This window comes from Roseovarius sp. CAU 1744 (assembly GCF_039839345.1).
Classification (GTDB): domain Bacteria; phylum Pseudomonadota; class Alphaproteobacteria; order Rhodobacterales; family Rhodobacteraceae; genus Roseovarius.
In genome coordinates, this window is the sequence record NZ_JBDOQV010000011.1 from 67079 (window position 1) to 86144 (window position 19066).

The 19066-nt window shown below is 61.6% G+C and carries 13 protein-coding genes; 4 read left to right on the forward strand and 9 right to left on the reverse strand.

Features of this window, described 5'->3' with window-relative positions:
* Positions 1-2: 2 nt before the first annotated feature.
* The 7 genes from AAFO92_RS20050 to AAFO92_RS20080 all read right to left on the reverse strand — a co-directional run bounded on the left by AAFO92_RS20050 (position 3) and on the right by AAFO92_RS20080 (position 9086).
* Entirely contained in the window at positions 3-566 is a 564-nt protein-coding gene (locus tag AAFO92_RS20050) for an ABC-type transport auxiliary lipoprotein family protein (RefSeq protein ID WP_347538248.1), read from the reverse strand.
* Position 567: 1 nt separating this feature from the next.
* Positions 568-2652, reverse strand: coding sequence for an MlaD family protein (locus AAFO92_RS20055; protein ID WP_347538250.1), 2085 nt, complete (start codon positions 2650-2652; stop codon positions 568-570).
* Complete coding sequence (locus tag AAFO92_RS20060; protein WP_347538252.1) at positions 2645-3295, reverse strand: paraquat-inducible protein A; 651 nt, start codon at positions 3293-3295, stop codon at positions 2645-2647. The genes AAFO92_RS20055 and AAFO92_RS20060 overlap by 8 nt, the downstream gene beginning before the upstream one ends.
* Positions 3262-3897, reverse strand: coding sequence for a paraquat-inducible protein A (locus AAFO92_RS20065; protein ID WP_347538253.1), 636 nt, complete (start codon positions 3895-3897; stop codon positions 3262-3264). The genes AAFO92_RS20060 and AAFO92_RS20065 overlap by 34 nt, the downstream gene beginning before the upstream one ends.
* Before the next feature lie 110 nt (positions 3898-4007).
* Positions 4008-5333 (reverse strand): HlyD family type I secretion periplasmic adaptor subunit, encoded by a 1326-nt coding sequence (locus AAFO92_RS20070; RefSeq protein ID WP_347538255.1) that lies wholly within the window; start codon positions 5331-5333, stop codon positions 4008-4010.
* 4 nt (positions 5334-5337) lie between these two features.
* Positions 5338-7431, reverse strand: a complete 2094-nt coding sequence (locus AAFO92_RS20075; protein WP_347538257.1) for an ABC transporter transmembrane domain-containing protein — start codon at positions 7429-7431, stop codon at positions 5338-5340.
* Positions 7428-9086, reverse strand: coding sequence for an ABC transporter transmembrane domain-containing protein (locus AAFO92_RS20080; protein ID WP_347538259.1), 1659 nt, complete (start codon positions 9084-9086; stop codon positions 7428-7430). Before AAFO92_RS20080 ends, AAFO92_RS20075 begins: the two co-directional genes overlap by 4 nt.
* A gap of 237 nt (positions 9087-9323) precedes the next feature.
* Between AAFO92_RS20080 and AAFO92_RS20085 the strand changes: the two genes are divergently transcribed.
* On the forward strand, positions 9324-11912 hold the full coding sequence (locus AAFO92_RS20085) for a PA14 domain-containing protein (protein ID WP_347538261.1): 2589 nt from the start codon (positions 9324-9326) through the stop codon (positions 11910-11912).
* Between the two features lie 249 nt (positions 11913-12161).
* Here AAFO92_RS20085 and glyA read toward each other — a convergent pair whose 3' ends face one another.
* Complete coding sequence (gene glyA, locus AAFO92_RS20090; RefSeq protein WP_347538263.1) at positions 12162-13424, reverse strand: serine hydroxymethyltransferase; 1263 nt, start codon at positions 13422-13424, stop codon at positions 12162-12164.
* A 164-nt stretch (positions 13425-13588) separates the two neighbouring features.
* Between glyA and AAFO92_RS20095 the strand changes: the two genes are divergently transcribed.
* Positions 13589-14443: a LysR family transcriptional regulator gene (locus AAFO92_RS20095; RefSeq protein ID WP_347538265.1), complete on the forward strand. Its 855-nt coding sequence runs from the start codon at positions 13589-13591 to the stop codon at positions 14441-14443.
* A 236-nt stretch (positions 14444-14679) separates the two neighbouring features.
* On the opposite strand, the gene AAFO92_RS20100 is transcribed toward AAFO92_RS20095, so the two are convergent.
* Complete coding sequence (locus AAFO92_RS20100) at positions 14680-16278, reverse strand: phosphoenolpyruvate carboxykinase (protein WP_347538471.1); 1599 nt, start codon at positions 16276-16278, stop codon at positions 14680-14682.
* A 373-nt stretch (positions 16279-16651) separates the two neighbouring features.
* Between AAFO92_RS20100 and AAFO92_RS20105 the strand changes: the two genes are divergently transcribed.
* Complete coding sequence (locus tag AAFO92_RS20105) at positions 16652-17353, forward strand: response regulator transcription factor (RefSeq protein WP_347538267.1); 702 nt, start codon at positions 16652-16654, stop codon at positions 17351-17353.
* A gap of 35 nt (positions 17354-17388) precedes the next feature.
* On the forward strand, positions 17389-19065 hold the full coding sequence (locus AAFO92_RS20110) for a sensor histidine kinase (protein ID WP_347538473.1): 1677 nt from the start codon (positions 17389-17391) through the stop codon (positions 19063-19065).
* Position 19066: the final 1 nt, after the last annotated feature.

Here is a 19066-nt window from a genome sequence, read left to right on the forward strand (position 1 = left end):
GATCACCGCAGCCCGTTCCGGGCGATGAATTTGGCAAGATCCAGAATGATCTGGCCGCGCGCCTGAGCGATCGCCTGCGGTCCGCCATCGGGATCAAATGAAACCGATAGGTCGAAGAGGCCCGAGCGTTCGCGGCGCCCCTCCGGCACGCCGACAAAATACTGGCCGGTGGCCCTCAGTTGCCCGTCGCCACCCGCCAGCAGGTTTTCGAAACGCACATCCAGCCGCGCGTCGGGAAAGGCCTCGAACGGCCAGGGCTCGGACGCCACGCGCGCACCGGAGAGGCGCGCCAGATGGCCCGCCAGTTCCAGCGCCACGGCACGCTCGGGACTATCGGCCCAAAGCGTGCCCGCGTCGGTCACCAGCTTGCCGGTCTCATCCCGCACCGCGATTTCGTCCGCCGCAGCATAGGTTGGCAGTGACACATCGCGGACTTCGACCGCACCGAAACCTATCCGCACCGATTCATCGACCGCAGGCGGGGTCACGGAATATAGGTCGGGTGTGCCGCCGCAGCCCCCGATGGCAAAAGCAAGCCCGATCAGAGCAGGTTTCAAAACATTCATCTCATCGCCCCCGGATCAATGCGCCTGGATTACGTTCCAGCATACGGGCCAGCGACGCCATGGCATCGGCGGCTTTGGAAATATCTCTCAGCGCGGCCTGCGCTTCGCGACTCAGCATCTCGCCCTTGTTATACCCGGCGATAGTGGTGCTGGCCTGGCTCAGTACCCGCTCGACCCGCTCAACCAGGGCCGGCAGATCCTGGGCCGACAGCGCCACCGCATCCGCGGCGTCGCGCGCAGACGAAAGCGTGGCGTTGATGTTGGCCACGGCGCCACCCTCGCGCAGTTCCGACAGGGTTGCATCAATTTCATTCAGCGCCGCACCCAGATCGGCGGGCAGATCGCGGGCGGCATCGGTGGCAAGGATCTCGTTGGCTGACGCCACCAGCGTTGCCAGATTCTCGGTCAGCTCTTCCACCGGCAGGCGCTCTGCCTTTGCGGCGACCGCTTCGATCTGCTCAACCAGCGCCGGCACACCTTCGACCGACGCCGTAACGCCCTCGGCGGCCGTCGCGGCGGCGTCGACAGCGGCCACAAGACGGCTGGCCAGTTGTTCTTCCTCGATCTGGGCAAGGATGTTCTCAAACCGCACGATGGCCGTGTTCAGGGTGGCGGGAATTTTCTGTACGTCATCCGAGGCGACAATCCCGCGTACGTCGGCAAGCAGCGCACGCAGATCCTGCGGCATTTCCCGCAGATCTTCGTCCGATACCAGCACCTTGGCACTGTCCAGGAAATCGATCGCGCTGTTCAGCAACTCCTCGACCGGCAGCTTGTTGATCCTGTTGAACACACCCTCGACCGAGGCGGCCGTATCGGTAATGTCACTCTCGGTCGTCGGGAAGATCGGAATGATGCCTTCGCCCGTCCGCACCGTTTCCGGTGGTGCATCATCGACCTGGACCAGCTCTATCTTCAGCCCGCCAGTCAACAGGGAGGCCGAGGCGAGGCGCGCGCGCAACCCCTCTTCTATTCGCTTGACAAGAAATGACAGGGCCGCCTCGGGCGACGGATCCTCCTGCAGCCCGAGGCGTGCCGGCTGGATCCCCAGAACCGCATTCAACCTGACTCGGCTGTCGCCAAACTGGTCCGGGTCGATCACCCCGGTGACGGATGCCACTTCGCCGACGCCCAGCCCGTTCAGTTCGACCTTCGCGCCCACCGACAGGCCTGAGACGTTCTCTTCGAACACCACCCGCATCTCCAGCGTTTCCACCTCGGACGCATTGAAGATGCTGCTGCGGGCGGCGGCTTCGTCCGCATAGACCTGAAAAACCGTACCGTCGGACACCCGCGCGCCGCCCGAAACAAATGTATCAAACGTCAACCCGCCGCTGAGCAACGTGGCAACCGAGGAGAAATCCAGCTCGGCCCCGGACGGCCCCACCGAAAAGGTGAAACCCGAGGTATCCCAGAACCGGGTATTGGCTGAAATCAGGTTCCCGTGGGGTTCGAAAATGATCGCCTCGGCGATGGCGAACGTGCCTTCCTGCGAAATCCGCGCCTTGCCGACGCGACCCACCTTGATGCCGCGGTAGGTGATCGGGCTGTTATCGGTCAGATTTCCCCCGGCCGTGGTGCGCAGGGCGATCTGCAATCCCTCCTGGCCTGCGGTGAAGAGAGGCGGCTCCTCCAAGCCGGAAAAGCGCGTCTGAGCGGTGCCGATTTCATTGTCCCAGGAGCCTTCGATATAGACACCGGACAGAACCGTATCCAGGCCGCTGACACCGCTTGTCGTCAGTTCGGGCCGCACGATCCAGAAGCTTGACGACGCATCGATATAAGGCGCGATCTTCTTGTCGACACGCACCGAGATCACGACCGCCGACAGGTCGTCTCTGAATTCGACATCCTCGACGACACCGACGGCGATATCGAGATACCGCAGCTCGGTCTCGCGCTTGGCGATCCCGGCGCCGTTCTGAAACTCGATTTCGATCACCGGCCCGCGATCGTTATAGGTCTGCCATGCCAAGCCCAGCGCGATGGCCAGCGCCAGCAGCGGAATCACCCAGACGATCGAAAACCGGTTCAGGAACGCCTGGCGCGCGGGTTCGATCCGGACCGGCGGTGGTGTGTTACTCATTCGCACGGCCTCCTTCGTCCTGCGATTGCACATCCCAGATCATCCTGCTGTCAAAGGCCTGCGCCGACAACATCGTGAAGATCACCGACAGCGCGAAAAACAGGCTGGCGCGGCCCGGATTTATGGCGGCCAGCGTATTCAGCTGGACCAACGAGGACAGGATCGCAACGACAAAAACGTCGATCATGGACCAGCGGCCGATATATTCGACCACCTCGTAGAGCATCTGCCGCTGATGCTTGGAAACGCTGTGCGCGCGGGTCACGGAAACCGCCAGAAACGCGACGGCGAGGAACTTGGCGACCGGGATCAGCACGCTGGCGATCAGGATGATGATGGCCACACCGACGGCACCGTCGTGCAGCAATTCCACCGCGCCGCCGACGATTGTGTTTTCCTGGACCGATAACAGGGTGCGGGTCTGGAGCATGGGATAGATATTGGCCGGCACATAGCACATCAGGCCGACAAGCCAGAACGCCCATACCCGTTGCAGGCTCTTTCGGTCACGCGACGCAAGCTTCTTGCCGCACAGGCCGCACCGTGCCGTGCCCTTCGGCCAGACCCGCGTGCAGCGGATACAGGCCACCACGCCAAGCTCGCGGGCGCTCAGGATTTCCGGGTATTGTCCAGTGAATGCCACACCGACCACCTGCACAAGTAATTGTCCTGCACGACCGCAAGAAGAACCAGCACCGCAAACATCCAGAAGGCGGGGCCAAAGGCGACATCCGCCAGATCGCTGACTTTGACCAGCGCGACCGCGCATCCAATGGCGAAAATCTCGGCCATCGACCAGGGCCTGAGCGCCTCGGACAGGCGGAATGCCTGGACAGCGCCACGGGCCGCAGGACGGTCCATCACGATGGGCACCAGCACGTAGATCGCCAGCAGCACCCGCGCCAGCGGCACGAACAGGATCAATGCCGCCGTCATTAGCGCCAGCGCGATCAGCGCCCCGTGATCAAAGGCCAGCGCGGCATCGAGGATGGACACCGAATTCCTGGTGCCCGCCGCCTGGATGGTCAGAAAGGGTGTCACCGACGCGGCGACGATCAAAATGGCCACCGCCAGCGAAACCGCAATGATCTGCAGCCCGGCCTTGCGCCGCGGCGTGATCAGCACCGTCCCGCATCGCAGGCATGTGGCCCGCTCACCGTGTTTCGGGCGCTGCAGCTGATAGGTTGCGTCACATTGCGGGCAGACGATCATCTCGTCGAGGGGAATCACATGCGCGTCGCTCATCCCACATGAATATCGCAAATTCGCGGTGGACAACACGGATTGTGCAGGCCAGCAACGTCAACCCGGATTCTGCAGGCGCAATTTCGGGAAAGGACGGCCCATGCTGTAGATCAGCGTTCGCCGAAGGCGCTGTCGAATGACCTCTTGATCGGTTTCATCAGGTAAGCCAGAACCGTCTGCTCGGCCGTCACGATTTCCCCCGACGCTCCCATCCCGGCCTGAAGATCGCGGCGCCAGACACCATTTCCGATGGTCTCCTGCTCCAGCGCGACGGTTGCGCGGAAATGGCCCATCCCGGTCTGCTCGTCGATGACGGAATTGGGTGAAATACTGGTGACCCGGCCCTGGATCTGGCCGTAGCGGCGCGGATCAAACGTATCGAATTTCAGCGCAACCGTGTCGCCGCGCTGGATGTGACCGATATCAACCGGGGCGATTTTCAGCTGCGCGACTAGTTGCGGGCCCGAAGGCATCAGTTCGAACAGGGTGGTGCCGGTGGCGATGACTTCGCCGGGATTGGGGAAGCCGACCGCATGAACGACCCCGGATTGGGGCGCCCGGATTTCAAGCGACGCATGCCGCTGGCGCAGCGCGGCCTCTCGCAATGCCAGTTGCGCGACAAGCTGCTCAAGGTCGAAAATTTCGGTGCGGGTCCGTTCCAGCAGGGCGATCCGGCTTTGCTCGATCGGGGCGCTTGCGGCACCCAGTTCCTTGGCGGCCTGCGACAGGCGTATGTCTATTTCGATCAGGCCTGCGCGCAGTTGATCCAGGCTGTCACGCTGTCTTTCCAGGTCGCGAAGCGGCGTCAGGCTGTCTGCATAGAGGCGCTCGGCACGTTCTATCCTGCCCATTCGTTCCTCGATCCGCCTGACCATGAGCGCCCGGGCATTCGTAAGCGTTGCTTCGGTATGTTCCAGATGTTTTCTGAGTTCTTGCTGTATCCTGTGCTGCTCGGCGAACAGCTCCAGCCGGGCGATCGCATAGGACAGATCGACCGGTGCCAGGGTGGCAATCTCATCGGGCGGGATGGACCGTGCCGCGCCGGCTACCCTGGCGATGACACGCAGGTTTTCCAGGCGCAGCGTCTGCGACTGCCGTTCGTTGACAACATCCTGCAGTTCCTGTTCCAGCACGCCGGAGTCCAGGATGGTCAGGACCTGGTTTGCCTCGACCGCTTCGCCTTCCTCAACCAGCACGGCCTTGACGACGCCCTGTTCGGGCGCCTGAACCTGCTGGTAATGTCCCGTCGGCAGCAATTCTCCCTGCGCGCGCACCAGTTCGGGCACGGTGGTCGTTATGGCCAGCCAGACGCCACCGGCAATGAACCCGGCAATGGTCAGGATGACAATTCGGGCGGTTGCCACGCCGCGTTGCGCTTCGCGCGCTTCGGCATGGGCAATTACGCCGGTGGTGTTTGGGGGAACCGACCATTTCATCGCGTCACTTGCCTCCGAATTTATGTTGCATTGCCATCAGCTTCTTTAGCCCGCCAGCGCCTGTGTCATTGGCGACCACGCGCCCCTGATCCAGGTAGACGAAGCGGTCAGCCAGCGAGATCAGGCAGGGATCGCTTGTCGCCACGAGGATCGTCTTGCCCCCCTTGAGACGCGCCAGTTCGCGGGCCAATGCCTGCTTGCGCGGCTGATCCAGCCCCGCCGTAGGATCGTTGAGCAGCAACACCGGCCCCTCGCGCATGAGGCTGCGTGCCAGGGCAAGCGATCTCAGGATTGCGGGGGACAGGGTGTCGCGGAACGCCTCGGACAGGCGCGTGTGAATGTCCTCGGGGAAGCGCCGCACTTCTTCGCCCAGCTGTAGCGCTTCCAGAGCGGCAACCACTTCTTGTTCCCTGACACCGGGCGCGGCCAGCCGGAAATTCTGATAGACGGTGCCATAAAACAGCTCGGTTCGGGACTGCTCGTAGGTGATCGCACGGCGCAGGTCATCCACCGCGATCTGGCGGACATCCACCCCGTCCAGCTGGATTGACCCGATGCCAGGCTGACCGAAACCGCAGATAAGATCAAAGAGGGGGGTCTGGCCGCTGTTGCTGTCGCCGCAGAGTACGGTGAATTCACCGGCCTCGATATCCAGCGACACCTGTGACAGAACCGCCGCCGATGTGGCGTCGTACCGATGGGTCACACCGCTGAGCGTCACCCGCCCCCGGAACTCTTTCTGATGGTTCTGGCCGATACCGCGCACCACTTCCTCGGGCAGGCCCAGCACCCGGTCGCTTTGCTGTTTGCTGGCGACAAAGGATAGGATCTGCGGCGCGTTGGCATATAGCGCCTGAAGCGGCGTCAGCACCTTCCAGACCAGCGCCATCACCGCGATCAACGCCCCGAAGGTGATGCTGCCCTCGATCGCGCCCATCGCGCTGATTGCCACCGCGCCGATCCCGGCAATGGCCATCAGGGTCTGGCCAATCGCCTGCGACACAAGGTTGAACCGGCTTGCGTCGCGCGCCGCCCGTGCCGCCTGACGTGCCAGCATGGCGTTGCGTTGCTTCCAGTGGTCGACCAGGCCAAGCCTTTGGATGGCGCGTTGCTTTTCGGTCGCTTCGAAGACATGGCTGTGCAGCATCGTCTTGCACGCGGCGGCGCGGGTGTTGAGCACCTTCTGCCTTGGCAGGTTCAGCCAGATCGCACAGGCGAAGACAACCGACAATCCAATCACCAGCCAGGCCACCGGCGGACACAGGATAAAGAGAACGATCAGAAAGATGAAAATGAACGGCAGATCCAACAGGGTCGTCATGGTCTGGCCGCTGAATATGTCGCGCAGGCTTTCGAACTGGCGAAACCGGGCCAGTTGCTGTTCGACATCGGATTTCTGTATCTGGTCGATGGGCAGCGCCATCAGTTTGCGGAAAAGCGCCAGGCCCATGCGGTTTTCGGTGCGTCGCCCCATGAAGGCCACCGCGCTGGAACGGGCATGCCTGAACCCGCAATCGGCACAAAGCGCCAGCAAGACGGCCAGGGCAAGCGACAGGACCAGATCCACCGATCCCGCGGGAATGACGCGATCATAGATGACCATGATCAGCAAGGGTGTCGCCAGGCCCGCAAGATTGGACATGAAAGAGGCAAATACGAGCCAGGGGAAGAGCCCGCCGAATTCCCGCGTGATCTGCGAAAATCCGATCGTCTCGCCGGCCTCCCGGTTGCTGTCGAAACGCTCCAGCCGCACCAGGAGCCCGGCGGTGTTTTCCGGCACCGCCCATGCCGGGTCGTCGTCTTCTATCCGCGCGGTCAACAACTTGCCACCCGCGCGGTCGAATATGGCCGAAACAGCGCCGTCCTGGGCGATAAACAGGGCTGGGCAATCCCCGGAATGCACCTCGCGCAGGTTACATCGCGCCGACGCAACCGGCACCCCGAGGTTTTCCAGCGTCCTGATCATGTCATCGGCACTCAGCCTGTCGGACATGTGCGGCAAGGCCTCGAACAGGCGGTTCTGGTTGCTGTGCCATCCTGCCGCCGACATGACCTTGTCGAGGATGTTGATCGCAGAGGGGAGCGTGCTTTCCATCATCCGGCCCTCTTTTGCCAGGTGGTGCCGAGACTGCTGGCGCGGTCCCCGGCGTTATCTTCGTGCCATTCGCGGACCATCTTCTCTTTGCCCGTTTCCAGACAAAGCTGCACATCCGCCAGACGGGTCAACAGCGTGTCCATGCTGGAAATGACCATGGTCGTGCTGCCCTTGAGCTCGGCCAGTATGCCGGCCAGGTGCGATTTGGTCGTCTCATCCATCGTTGCGGTGACATTGTTCAAAAGCAGGATGCGGGGGCGCAGCGCCAGCGCCCTGACAAGTGTCAGCGCCTGCAGGAAATTCTGATTGTTCAGCAATGCCTTGCTCTCGTGAAGGGGGGTGTTGTAGCCCATCGGCAGGCGGTGCAGAATCTTGTCCAGGCCAAGCCGCTCAGAAAGCTGCAGGGACCTTTCGATCAGCTCACCATCCCCGAAGGACGAGATATTCTCCAACACCGTACCGGAGAATATCACCGGATTCTGATCGCAATAGACAATGCCTTGCGGACCACGCAAGGTCGCGAAATGGGCCGCGGGTTTGCCGTCTATCAGCACCTTTCCGTCCGTCGGAGACCGCTCGGCCAGCAGCAGCTTCATCAGTGTTGACTTGCCCGATCCGCTGTGGCCGTCCACGACAAGACATTCGCCCGGACGCACCTGACCAACCAGGTTCCGAAGCACGTATCCGTTCCGATCCGGGTATTTCATGCTCAGATCGCAGAACTGGATATGCCCGCTGATCCTTGCCGCGACCAGCGGTGCATCAGGCCGCCGGGGCGTGTTGCAGGCCGCGATGATCTTTTCTCGGGCCATCGACAGGCTCTCGGATTGCGCCCAGAGGCTGAGTGCCTTGAGCATCGGCTGCACGGTTCGGCCATTCAGCAACATGCAGGCGGCAAGCTCGGCGATACCGATGTAATTCACGATCACCAGATACCCGCCCATCAGGCCCATCCCCGCCACCGCCAGTTGCGAAAACAACGCACCGAAAGTCTGCGAGAACCCGGAGAACACGATAACATCTTGGCTGATATCCGCCGTCTGTTTCTGCAACAGCTCGTAACGCCGCTGCATCTGCGGCTCCATCGTGTTCGCCTTCAGGGTCCTGATTTGCGACAGGACTTCGACCAGAAAGGAATATCGCCGACCGTCGAGCGTCTTGCGCCGATCGAAAACCTTGGATTGTGCCCGGGTCAGCGCCATCTTGAACAGCAGCAACAATACAAGGCTGGTCAGCGGCACCATGACAAGCCACCCGCCGATCATCGCGATCATGGCCACGAAAATCGCCGTGAACGGAAGGTCAATCGACAGCGCGCGCGCCTGACCGCCGTAGTAGCCCCGCAACTGGGAAATCGCGCCCAGGCGATCCAGATGCGACGCCGGTGTGGTCTTGCGGAATTCTTCCGGGTCCGCATTCAGGGTGGCATCCACGAATTTTTCGCAAAGTTTTGTTTCAAATTTCTCGGCTCGGTTGCCCAGCAGCACCGCACGGCTCCACTTGAGCGCGAATTCCAGAAGCGCGACCACACACAGCCCCACGAAGAGGTAAAACAAGGTCTCGGTCGCGGCGAAAGGGATCACCCGATCGAACACCTGCAACACAAAGAGAGGCAGCGCCAACGCCAGCAAATTAAGGCACAACGTCGCTGCAAGCACTGTTAATCCGATCCGTGGCGGAGGGCTGGGCAAAGACTGAACTGGGGCGCTATTCTTCAACAATCTAATCCTTCATCGCGGCCCAAACCTATGAAGGATCAAAGTTTCGCAATTCCTTAGCCGCTGTGATTTCTGCGTTGGATTTTAGTCGAATTCACCGAGGAAGTTCGTCGCGGTTAAGCCATTCTTTTCACTAATCCACCAATGGTCTTGTCACCTCGAAGCGCAGGAGTTGTTATGGAAGATCATGCTTTTGACCAAGGTGGACCGGAAGAATTTGGACCCGAGGCCGACGATCTCAAGAAACAGGCCACGGCGCAGAGCCGGCAGGCGTCGCAGCACAACCCCGAGGACCAGAGCCGGGGCACCCTGCATTATGGCGAAGCGCATGAGGGCGAAACCACGGGCGCAGAACACCAGGGCGCCGCAGTGCCGGCTGACTGGTCGTCACCCATGTCAGAAGCCAAGGGCGGAGACGAGCGACCCGACGACACAGAAACGCCTCCGACAGTAGCAGCGGAAACAGATACCGACACGGTCATCGCGGATAAAGTTGACACGCCCGCCGATCAGCAGATCAAGGCGGAACACCCGAACGCGTCGCGCGCGCAACAGCCGCAAACCGAAGCGTTTCAGTCTGCCCCGGTCGACACCGCGCCCGCCCCGCAACCGGCACCGGCATTCGGGGCCGAACCTGCGCCAATGACCGACATGGACCGGTTCGAGGAACGACAGGCTGACGAACAGGTTGAACAGGCGCGCAATGACACCACGCCCGAAAACACCCCCCCACCAGAAATCAGCCTGTCCAACGCGGCCATAGCGGCGCGCGCCGACGGTGCGGTCGTCGGGGAACTATCCATTACCGGTCAGGGCGCGGGCGCCGCTCAGGGCGTCACCGTCTCCGATGACCGTTTCGAGGTGGTGGGCAATCAGATCAAACTGAAGGACGGGGTCAGTCTGAAAAGCGAGGACGCCGCGTCGGTCAACCTGGAAGTAACCGTGACCCACGGCGGCGCCCCCGTCACCCAAAGCTTCGAGATCACAGTTGCGGAAATGCCGGAGATTGGCGTCGGGGCCGGGTTCCATGCCCGCTATTTCGACATGGACCAGACGATCCGATCGATCGATGATGTCGACTGGAACGGCGATGTGACCCATCAGGAACTGGTCGATGACATCAACTACGAGAACAGTGCGAACTCTTTCTGGAAGGACGGCTCAGCCGATACGTTCGGCGTTCAGATTACCGGTAATATCGAGGTCGAAGAAGGCGGCGTCTTCAACTTTCACATCGGCGGTGACGACGGCGTGGTTCTCTATATTGACGGGCAGGAGGTGGTCGAAAATGACGGGCTGCATTCCTTTCGCACCCGCTCGGGCGAGGTAGAGCTTGACCCAGGCACCCATGTGATCGAGGTCCGCTACTTCGAGAATTACGGGCACGCCGGATTGAAGGTGGAATGGGACGGACCCGGGCTTGATGGCCGCGAGCTGCTGACACCGCCCTCGGTCGATGACCTGCAAACGGTCAATGGGATGCCGATGAGCGTGCGCGTGAACGCGGACCTGCCGCAATCGGCGGATACCACTTACAGCCAGGCGATCGAGGGGCTGCCGCCGGGCACCGTCGTCCGGGCCGGTGACGAGGTTGTCAATGTCGATGACAGTGGTGCCGCTGAGATCACCGGTTGGGATACATCCCTGCTGCAGGTCACGCCGCCGGTGGATTTCACCGGACAGGTCGACGCGCAGATCACCACCACGGCCACGCTGGCGAACGGGGATACCGCCGTGTCAGTACAAGATCTCGCGTTCAACGTGGATCAGGCCGATATCGCGCCGCCGGTGGTGGAGATTCAGGGCGGGTTTCGCGCCAGCTATTTCGATGTGGATCACAGCCTCAGAAAACTCGACCAGATTGACTGGGACGGCACGCCGACCAAGGAAGAAGTCGTTGGCGACATCAACTATGCCAACGGCAAAGGATCGTTCTGGGAAGGCGGGGACACAGATACGTTCGGCGCGCGCATCACCGGCGAGATCAGTGTGGACGAAGCCGGGCGTTTCGAATTCTTTGCCGGCGGTGACGACGGCGTCGTGCTTTATGTGAACGGGGTCGAGGTCATCGACAATGACGGGCTGCATGGTTACCGCACCCGCTCGGGTGAGATCGAACTTGAGCCCGGCACACATGAGATCGAAGTCAGGTATTTCGAGAACTACGGTCATGCCGGCCTGAAACTGGAATGGGAGGGGCCCGGTATCGACGGACGCGCGCTTGTCACCGCGAATACCGATCTGGCAGTGCCGGAAAACGGCACGCTGGAAATGCGCTTTGCCACGTCGGATATGGATGGCGATGCCACCGTGCTGGTTTCCGGTCTTCCGGCCGATACCATCCTTGTCAGCGGCGCGGATACGCTGGTGGCGGATGGTTCCGATCTCGACCTCAGCGGTTGGGATCTTGACCTGGTCGAGCTGATGCCACCGCCGGGCTTCGAGGGCGTGATCAAGGCGGAGGTGTCGTTCACGGATACCGCCTTCAACGGCGCGCCGGTACATACCTCACAGGTGTTCGAGATCGAGGTCGGCGATACCGGCGCGGCACCGATGGCAGACACCGGCGACGTGGATATCCTTCTGGCCGAAGCCCGGCCCGATGACGCCGGCAACCGGGGGTGGATCGACGTTCCGGCCGATCCGCAGGGCGGCGACGGCGCACAGGACCAGGACGACGAGATCATGAACGAGCCTGTTGCTGACCCGCAGCTCGCAGAACATTCCTTTGACGTGACCGACACGTATGAACGCAACGATTGGTAGGGATCAAGGCGACGATACCCGGACTTGCGCCCTGGCCTTGGCAAGAATACCGCCGCCATCTTCGCGGCCATCGGCCGATGGCCGCGTGAATTGCCCTTTGCAGAAATGCACGGATTTCGGGCGGGTGGCGGATTGGCAGGGCGACCCGGCGGGCGCGTGTGGTCTTTCTGACAGGATGTCGCCAACCCTCCCTGCCGCGGACCACAGGCAGGCTCCGCTAGCAGCGGACCCCGCCGGCGACGCCTGGGTTTACCCGCAATAGATTGGATGCGCCGCGCACAGGCGTGCCGTGGTCGCGCGCGCATCGGACAGCCGGGCATCGCGGGTGCTGTCATCGGCCATGAGCAGGCCCGCGATGACACGCCCCAGTTCCGCCAGCGCCGCCGCCCCGAAACCGCGTGTGCTGACAGCCGAAACACCCAACCGCAGGCCCACCCACTTGCCGGGGTTGGGATTGTCAAACGGAATCGGGTTCCTGTTGCTGGTGATATTCGCGCGGTCCAGCAAGGCTTCGGCCTCGGACCCCGATAGCCCGGTGCCGGTCAGATCCAGCAGCACGATATGCGTATCCGTCCCGCCTGAGACCAGCTTGATCCCGCTCTCTTGCAGGCTCCGAGACAACGCGTCGGCATTTTCCACGACCTGCCTTGCATAGGCGCGAAACGCGGGCTGCAGCGCCTCGCCCAGGCACACCGCCTTGGCCGCCAGGATCTGTGTATGCAGGCTGCCCTGCACACCCGGAAAAACGGCGGATTGCAGTTTGCCGCGCCAGCGGTCCTCCCGGGCCAGGATCAGCCCGCCGCGCGGCCCCCGCAGGGTCTTGGTTGTTGTGCAGGTCACGATATCCGCGTGCGGCATGGGCGAAGGATGAACGCCGCCCGCCACAAGCCCGGCGATATGTGCCATATCGACAAGGAAACAGGCATCCACTTGCCGGGCGATCTCGGCCAGCCGGGCAAAATCCAGGATCCGCGGATAGGCCGATCCACCCGCGATCAGAAGCCGCGGCCTGACGGATTTTGCGCGGGCCGCAACCTGGTCATAGTCGATTGTCCCGGAGTCGCGATCCACGCCGTAATGATGCGCCTCGAACCAGCGCCCCGACAGGTTGGCCCCCAACCCGTGGCTCAGATGGCCGCCCGCCGCCAGGTCGAGGCTTAGCACCTTGTCGCCTGGGTTGAGCAGGGCAAAGAACACCGCCAGGTTGGCCTGGCTGCCTGAATGCGGCTGCACATTGGCATAGGCGCAACCGAACAACTCGCAGGCACGGTCGATCGCGGCCTGCTCGACGATATCGACATTCTGACCGCCGCCGTGGAACCGGGCACCGGGATAACCTTCGAGCGTCTTGTTGGTCATTTCATGCCCCAACGCGTCCAGCACCGCCCGGCTGACGATGTTTTCCGACGCGATCAGTTCGATCTGAGTCTGTTGCCGTGCAAGCTCCTGGTTCAGAGCCTTGGCAATCGCCGGATCGGTCTGGGCAAGCGCAGAGGAGAAGTAATCATGCATTGTGCTGGCTTTCGGTTTGGCGGCGGGCGGAAACCCGGTGCTGCCGGTCAAGATGTCCGCGCGATTGGAGCATGAGAGCGCCCGTGTGCGCAAATGAGTTTTACTTTAAGCTAGGCATAGAATACCTTGGCCTGAACATGCCCGACAAGCACGACAGACCCAGAATGCCCCCCTTGAACGCGCTGCGCGCCTATGAGGCCGCCGCAAGATTGGGCAGTTTCTCCACCGCGGCGGAAGAGCTGTGCGTGACCCCTGCCGCGGTCGCCCAGCAAATCAAGGCGCTCGAGGCATGGGCCGGGATGATGCTGTTTGATCGCCATGCGCAGGGGGTCACGCTGACGGACGCCGCAAGGCAATCGGTTCCTGACCTGACCAGGGCATTTGATCTGCTGGGAGCATCGGTTCATAAACTCGTCCGCAAGGCAAAACCGCGCTCGGTCAGGATCGCGGCGCTGCCCGGTATCGCGCAATTCTGGCTGTCACCGCGCCTGTCGTCTCTCAGGCAGATCGTCGACGGGCTCGAAGTGTCTGTCACCACCCGGCAGACCCCGCCCAACCTGATGCGCGAGCCGTTTGACCTCTGCCTCTTCCTTGAAAGTCCCTCCGAAGCGGAGGGGGCGATCTGCCTGGCGCAGGACGAGATTTTCCCCGTCTGCACGCCGGAAATCTCCGAAAAGCTTAGGTCACGATCCGATCTGGCGACCGAGACCTGGCTGAGCGATCAAGACTGGATAGATGACTGGGACACCTGGATTTCGGCGACAGGCGGCGGCGTGCGGCCAAGCGCGTCAAGGCCGGTATTTTCCCTGTTCGGACTGGCGCTGGAAGAAGCCCGGAACGGCGCGGGCATTCTCATCGGTCACAGCATCCTCGTGGAACAGCACCTCGAGAGAGGAGAGCTAGTGGCCCCCTTTCCCGAGCGGATCGCCACGGGGCGTCAACTGTGTTTGAGGTGCGCAGCGCCAGAGGGCGGCGACCCGGTGATCGCCAAGATCATCGACACATTGATGCCGCCGTGATCCGAACCCAAGAGTGATCGTACCGCCGATACCGGCTCAGAAATCCCTGAACACCTCCTCCACCAGCAGGGACGACCCGGTTGGCGTCAGGTGATGGCGATTTTGATACCAATTCGCCTCGTCACTGCCGGAATAAAACTGGGCTCCACCGCACGCTCTGTCGCTGAGGTGCGGGTGTTTGAATGCCTCGGATATCTCGTGAAAGATCAGTGGCAACGCCCCTGCCCGGGCGGCGCCTAGCCGATCGCGGCCGCTTTCACGTCTTCGTCGATATGGGGCAGGTACTGCTCGAAATTGTCGGCGAACATCTGGACCAGCTTTTCGGCCTGCTTGTCATAGGAGTCGGGCTTGTCCCAGGTCCGGCGAGGGTTCAGCAGGACAGTGGGCACGCCCGGCGCATCCACCGGCACCTCGAAGCCGAAATTCTCATCCTTGCGGAATTCGACCTTGCTGAGCGAGCCGTCAAGCGCCGCGGTCAGCAACGCGCGCGTCGCCTTGATCGGCATCCGGCTGCCGGTGCCATAGGCTCCGCCGGTCCAGCCGGTATTGACCAGCCAGCAGGTCGCGCCGTGCTTGGCGATCTTTTCGCGCAGCAGGTTGCCGTAGACCTCGGGGCGGCGCGGCATGAAGGGGGCGCCGAAACAGGTCGAGAACGTGGGTTCGGGTTCTGTCACGCCGCGCTCGGTGCCGGCGACCTTCGAGGTGAAGCCGCTGAGGAAATGATACATCGCCTGCGCCGGGGTAAGACGCGCAATCGGCGGCAGAACGCCAAAGGCATCGCAGGTCAGCATGATGATATTCTTGGGATGGCCCCCGATCGCCGATTGCGACGCGTTCGAGATATAGTGCAGCGGATAGGCACACCGCATGTTGGCCGTCAGTGAATCATCCTCGAAATCCAGCTCCAGCGTTTCCTCGTCATAGATCATGTTTTCGATGACGGTGCCGAACTTGGTCGTGGTGGCATAGATCTCGGGTTCGGCCTCGGGGTTCAGGTTGATCGTCTTGGCATAGCAGCCGCCCTCGAAGTTGAAGGTGCCGCGATCTGACCAGCCATGTTCATCATCCCCGATCAGCGTGCGCGCCGGATCGGCCGAAAGCGTGGTCTTGCCCGTGCCCGAGAGGCCAAAGAAGATGGCCGTATCCACCGCGTTTCCATTGGCATGGTTGGCCGAACAGTGCATCGGCATGATGCCCTTCTCCGGCAGCAGGTAGTTCAGCAGCGTGAACACCGATTTCTTGTTCTCGCCGGCATATTCGGTGCCACCGATCAGGATCAGCTTGCGGTCGAAATTCATCGCGATGACAGTTTCGGACCGGCAATCGTGTTTCTTGGGGTCCGCCTTGAAACTGGGGCAGTTGATCACGGTGAAATCGGCCGTGAAATCATCCAGGTCTTCGCGCTCGGGGCGCCGCAGCATGGTACGGATGAAAAGCCCGTGCCAGGCCAGTTCGGTAACCATGCGCACGTTGATCGAATGGGCTGCGTCGGCACCGCCCACCAGATCCTGCACGTGGTAATCGCGGCCTTTCATATGGGCAAGCATGTCGTCATAGAGCGCATCGAAGCCCCCGGGCGACATGGCGGCATTGTTCTCCCACCAGATGGTCTCGGCCACGCTGTCGGATTTCACGACGTGTTTGTCCTTGGGTGAGCGACCGGTGAATTTGCCGGTGGTAACCAGGAACGAGCCGCCGACCCCCAGCTTGCCTTCGCCGTTTTTCAGGGCGGTTTCGATCAAAGCCGGTTCGATCAGGTTGTAATAGACATTGCCCAGCCCCTCGATCCCTTGATCTTCAAGCCGGAATTGCGGGTTTACCCGTCCAAATGTCATCGCTGTCATGCTCCTGTAGCAAATCGCATCCAAAGATGCCGGATCGCGCGGTCTTATGCACCTAAAAAAGGCGCCGGTGTGGCATTGCATACCGCCGTTCGCGCGCCTCTTAGCATGTGCGTTTCGGGATTGAACAGGACGCTTTGGCACAGTTAGCGCAACCAAGCGCAAGTTAGCGCAACCACAAGGCGCAATGCCGGTTGCTCGGTCGCTACTGAAACGAAAAGTGAGTCAATTTAGCCAATCCTAAAAGATTTGTGACCCAATAGAGACAGTGAAATAGGGCGATTCGCACTTTGGGATTGATTGTAAAGAGCGAAAAAGCGCATAGTGAAAGAAAAAAGGCAACAAAAGCAGTATAAGGAAAATCCCCATGTCAAGAATCGCCCTTGTGGACGATGACAGGAATATTCTGACATCGGTATCGATGACTCTCGAGGCCGAGGGCTTTGAGGTTGAAACCTATAACGATGGCCAACAGGCATTTGACGCGTTCAGCAAGAAACTGCCCGATATGGCGGTTCTGGACATCAAGATGCCCCGGATGGACGGGATGGACCTGTTGCAGCGGCTGCGGCAGAAATCCTCGCTGCCGGTGATCTTTCTGACCTCCAAGGATGACGAGATTGACGAGGTGCTCGGCCTGCGCATGGGGGCGGATGACTATGTCAAGAAACCATTCTCTCAGCGGTTGCTGGTGGAGCGTATTCGCGCGCTGCTGCGCCGCCAGGACGCGGTCGCCGGCGAAGTCGTGGGGGACACCGAAGAAACGAAGGTGATCGAGCGCGGCGACCTGCGGATGGATCCGCTGCGGCATGCGGTGACCTGGAAGGGTATGGACGTTTCGCTGACTGTGACGGAGTTTCTGCTGTTGCAGGCGCTGGCGCAGCGCCCCGGCTTCGTGAAATCGCGCGACCAGCTGATGGATGTCGCCTATGACGATCAGGTCTATGTGGATGACCGCACGATCGACAGCCACATCAAGCGCCTGCGCAAGAAATTGCGGATGGTCGACGATGAGTTTTCGGCAATCGAAACGCTTTACGGTATCGGATACCGCTACAACGAAGAATAGGTGAGGCCCTGGTCAAGAGGACTGATGTGCGTGATCTGACCCCACACCGGGACGGAGACGTTGTACTGGGTGATGATTTCGTCGCCCCGGACAATGTCGAGGATGAGCTGCGCTCGCGCCGCGAGCGGCGTCGGAAATTTTCGCTCAGGGAATCCTCGCTGACGCGCAAGATCGTCACCTTCAACCTGATCGCGCTGAATGTTCTGGTGGCGGGTATCCTCTATCTGAATTCCTCGCGCGACAGCCTGGCGCTGCAACGGGCCAACAGCCTCATCGGTGAGGTTGAGCTGATCGCGGATGTGTTCGAGGCGCAATTGCCCTCAGGTGTGCCGGTCAACCTGGCAACCGGGGATGGCGTCGACGTGGAGGAGACCCTGCAGGGCCTGGATATCCGGTCGGGTATCGAGGTCTACGTTTTCGACCCGAATGGCCGGGTGGCCGGTCATATCGTCGGCCAGTCCAAACGCGGCGACAAGCCCGAATCCCGCCCCACCGTCATCACGGACGCCCTTTCGAAGGTCTGGAACGTGATCTCGGGGCCGTTTTCGTCCTTTGCCAACCAACATACGCCGCCCACGATCGAAGAACAGGCGCGTGCCCTGGTCAGCGAGACCCTTGCCGCCGGTACACAGGTCGCCTCGGGCGACATTTACGAGGGCACGGTATTCTCGGTCGCCACGCCGGTCATACAGGGCGACAACCCGATCGCGGTTGTGGCGTTGGTCAGCGCCTCGGGCGAGATCGACAACCTGGTCGCCTCGGAACGCGAACGGGTGCTGCAGATGTTCGTGATCGCCACGCTGGTCAGCGTCGGCCTCAGCCTGATCCTGGCCTCGACGATTGCCAATCCGCTGGCGGACCTGGCCTCGGCCGCGGAAATCGGCGGCGATCGCAAGCAGGGCGGCAGTGCATCTGCGGGCCGCATCCGTATCCCCGACCTGACCGCCAGACCCGATGAGATCGGCCGGCTGAGCGGCGCGCTGCGCGGCATGGTCTCGGCGCTTTACAACCGCATCGACAGCAACGAACAATTCGCCGCGGACGTTGCTCATGAAATCAAGAACCCGCTGGCCAGCCTGCGCAGCGCCGTGGGCACGATGCGCGTGGCCAAGCGCGACGATCAGCGCGAACGCCTGCTGGAGGTGATCGAACATGACGTGCGCCGGCTGGACCGGCTGGTCAGCGACATCTCGAACGCATCGCGCCTGGACAGCGAACTGGTCAAGGAAGAACAGGAGGCATTCGACCTGATCGGGATGCTCAGCAATCTGGGCCATTACCTGGGCGAGGAAGCCAGCAAGAAAGGCATCGACTTCATCACCGATTTCCCCGATCAGCCGATTGTCATCACCGGGCTCGAGGGGCGGCTGGCACAGGTCTTCGTCAACCTCATCACCAACGCGATCAGTTTCTGCGAGGATGGCGATGCCATCCGCCTCTGGACCCGCAAGCGCGAGAACCGCGTGCTGATCGTGGTCGAGGATACCGGCCCCGGCATCCCCGATCAGGCCCTGACCAAGGTGTTCCAGCGGTTCTACTCGGAACGGCTGGAGGGCGATTTCGGCAACAATTCCGGGCTTGGCCTGGCGATCTCGAAACAGATCGTCGAGGCGCATGACGGCGTGATCTGGGCCGAGAATATCCGCCCGACCGATGCCGACATCACCTCGGACCCGCTGGGCGCCCGCTTTGTCGTGGGCCTGCCGGTCTAAG

Bases quoted from the DNA above. Each gene is read 5' to 3' on its own strand.
- AAFO92_RS20100 (WP_347538471.1), bottom strand. From the start codon at position 16,278: ATGACATTTGGACGGGTAAACCCGCAATTCCGGCTTGAAGATCAAGGG.
- AAFO92_RS20095 (WP_347538265.1), top strand. From the start codon at position 13,589: ATGCCCCCCTTGAACGCGCTGCGCGCCTATGAGGCCGCCGCAAGATTG.
- AAFO92_RS20065 (WP_347538253.1), bottom strand. From the start codon at position 3,897: ATGAGCGACGCGCATGTGATTCCCCTCGACGAGATGATCGTCTGCCCG.
- glyA (WP_347538263.1), bottom strand. From the start codon at position 13,424: ATGCATGATTACTTCTCCTCTGCGCTTGCCCAGACCGATCCGGCGATT.
- AAFO92_RS20085 (WP_347538261.1), top strand. From the start codon at position 9,324: ATGGAAGATCATGCTTTTGACCAAGGTGGACCGGAAGAATTTGGACCC.
- AAFO92_RS20055 (WP_347538250.1), bottom strand. From the start codon at position 2,652: ATGAGTAACACACCACCGCCGGTCCGGATCGAACCCGCGCGCCAGGCG.
- AAFO92_RS20050 (WP_347538248.1), bottom strand. From the start codon at position 566: ATGAATGTTTTGAAACCTGCTCTGATCGGGCTTGCTTTTGCCATCGGG.
- AAFO92_RS20070 (WP_347538255.1), bottom strand. From the start codon at position 5,333: ATGAAATGGTCGGTTCCCCCAAACACCACCGGCGTAATTGCCCATGCC.
- AAFO92_RS20105 (WP_347538267.1), top strand. From the start codon at position 16,652: ATGTCAAGAATCGCCCTTGTGGACGATGACAGGAATATTCTGACATCG.
- AAFO92_RS20075 (WP_347538257.1), bottom strand. From the start codon at position 7,431: ATGATGGAAAGCACGCTCCCCTCTGCGATCAACATCCTCGACAAGGTC.